The sequence below is a fragment of the Kineococcus glutinatus genome, from assembly GCF_039542765.1.
GTDB lineage: Bacteria > Actinomycetota > Actinomycetes > Actinomycetales > Kineococcaceae > Kineococcus_A > Kineococcus_A glutinatus.
In genome coordinates, this window is record NZ_BAABIL010000069.1 from 1 (window position 1) to 2,276 (window position 2,276).

3 protein-coding genes are annotated in these 2,276 nt (G+C 77.3%); 2 read left to right on the top strand and 1 reads right to left on the bottom strand.

Annotation, left to right across the window (positions count from 1 at the left end):
- Positions 1-1,212 (top strand): diflavin oxidoreductase (locus ABEB16_RS03530; protein ID WP_425560096.1); only part of this gene is annotated, 1,212 nt, incomplete at its 5' end.
- 96 nt (positions 1,213-1,308) lie between these two features.
- On the opposite strand, the gene ABEB16_RS03535 is transcribed toward ABEB16_RS03530, so the two are convergent.
- The gene (locus ABEB16_RS03535; RefSeq protein WP_345710890.1) at positions 1,309-1,707 is read right to left on the bottom strand and encodes a hypothetical protein; all 399 of its coding nucleotides are present in this window, start codon (positions 1,705-1,707) and stop codon (positions 1,309-1,311) included.
- A 94-nt stretch (positions 1,708-1,801) separates the two neighbouring features.
- Here ABEB16_RS03535 and ABEB16_RS03540 point away from each other — a divergent pair.
- The coding region (locus ABEB16_RS03540; protein ID WP_345710891.1) for an anthranilate synthase component II at positions 1,802-2,276 on the top strand (475 nt) is incomplete at its 3' end.

Sequence of the window (2,276 nt, forward strand, 5' to 3'; positions counted from 1 at the left end):
GCGGCGCCGGCACCGGTGGCGGCGGAACCGCCCGTCGCAGTGGCCTCGGCGGGGCCCGCGCCGGCGGCCGGACCCGCGCGCCCGCGCGCCACGAAGGCCGAGCCCGGCACCGCGCGGCTCGTCGTCAACCGGCTGCTCAGCCTGCCCGGCGCCGCCAAGGAGGTGCGCGAGTTCGTGCTCGACACCGGCGGCACCGGCGTGCCGCTGGACTACGAGGCGGGTGACGCGTTCGGCGTCCTGCCCACCAACGCCGAGGACCTCGTGCGCGAGTGGCTCGACGTCACCGGGTTCGACCCGCTGGAGGTCGTCGAGGTCGCGGGCGTCGGCGGCGTGCCGGTGCGCGAGGCCCTGGCGCACCACCTGGAGATCAGCCGCACCACGCCGGACCTGCTGCGGTTCGTCGCCGAGCGGGCCGACTCCCGCGAGCTGAAGGGCCTGCTGCGCCCCGACAACCGCGGTGAGCTGGCGAAGTGGGCGTGGGGCCGGCAGGCGGTCGACGTCGTCGCCGAGCACCCCGTCGAGGCGACCGCCAAGGAGCTGCTCGCCGTCCTCAAGCGCCTGCAGCCGCGGCAGTACTCCATCTCCTCCAGCCCGCTCGCCGACCCGGAGCGGATCCGGCTCACCGTCTCGGTGCTGCGCTACGAGAACCCCGCCGGCCGCCGGCGGACCGGCGTGTGCTCGGCGTACCTGGCCGACGCCCCGCAGGGTGCGCCCGTGCTGGGTTTCGTGCAGCGCTCGGCGCACTTCCGCCCGCCCGCCGAGGCCACCACGCCCGCCGTCATGATCGGGCCGGGCACCGGCATCGCGCCGTTCCTGGGGTTCCTCCAGGACCGCCGCGCCCGCGGCCACCACGGCCGCAACTGGTTGTTCTTCGGCGAGCAGCACCGCGCGAGCGACTTCTACTACCGCGACGAGCTCGACGAGCTGTTCCGCGACGGCACGCTCACCCGGCTGGACACGGCGTTCTCCCGCGACCAGCGCCGCAAGGTCTACGTGCAGGACCGGATGCGCGAGCACGGCCGGCAGCTGTGGGCGTGGCTGCGCGACGGCGCGCACGTCTACGTCTGCGGCGACGCCGGCCGGATGGCCAAGGACGTCGACGCCGCGCTGCGGGAGGTGGTGCGGGTCCACGGCGGCCTGGACGAGGACGCGGCGGCGGCGTTCGTGGCGCAGCTGGCCAAGGACAGGCGCTACGTGCGGGACGTGTACTGACGCCCCGCGGCCTCCGTCCCGCGCCCATCTCCGGGTCCGGGCGCCCGGCGGGGCCCTTTGCGGCGCCCTGACCCGGAGATCGGCGCCGGGGCGGGGTCAGGCGGTGACGTCCAGGTGCCCGCTGTGCGCGGCGACGTACGCCAGGGCGCGCTCGAGCACGGGGCTGACGACGGGGTCGGGGCAGCCGGTGCGCGCGGACTGCGCGGCCAGCCCGAGCAGGTAGCCGGCGTCGACGGGCTGCGCCCAGGGCAGGTGCCCGGCGGCGCGGTCGGTGGCCAGGCGCGCGGCGAAGCGGCTGACCGGGCCGGGCTCGTCGTCGAGGTCGGGGTGCAGGTGCTCGCCCGTCACGTGCGCCAGCAGGTCCCGGTCGCCGGGTGTGAGGTGCCCGTAGCGGTGCCCGACCGCGGCCGCGGGGCGGCGGTGGTGGTCCTGCGGCCACGGCAGGCGGGCGGGGCCGACCGGTACCGGGCCCACGGGCAGGTGGTTGGGGTCCACCCGGGTTCCCTCGGCAGCCGGGCGGTCCGGCTGGAGCACCCGGGGGCGCCGGGCGTCGCCCGGGTCCCGGGGCGGCTGCGACAGTGGGGGCGCCATGAGCAGCGCATCCAGCACCCCGCGGCGGGTCCTCCTCGTCGACAACCACGACTCGTACACGTACAACCTGTTCCAGCTCGTGGCGGAGGTCACCGGCCGCGACCCGGTCGTGGTGCGCAACGACGAGGCGGGCTTCACGACCGCCGACCTGGCCGGCTTCGCCGCCGTGGTGGTCTCCCCGGGCCCGGGTCACCCCGGGGTGCCGCGCGACTTCGGCGTCTCGGCCGAGGTGCTGCGGGCGGCGCGGGTGCCGGTGCTGGGCGTCTGCCTCGGGCACCAGGGCATCGCGCTCGGGGAGGGGGCCGCCGTGGTGCGGGCCCCGGCGCCGCGGCACGGGTTCGTCGACCGCATCCGGCACACCGGCGCCGGGCCCTTCGCCGGGCTGCCGCAGGATTTCGCGGCGGTGCGCTACCACTCCCTCTGCGTCCCCGAGCCGCTGCCGCCGCAGCTGGAGCCGGTGGCCTGGGCCGGCG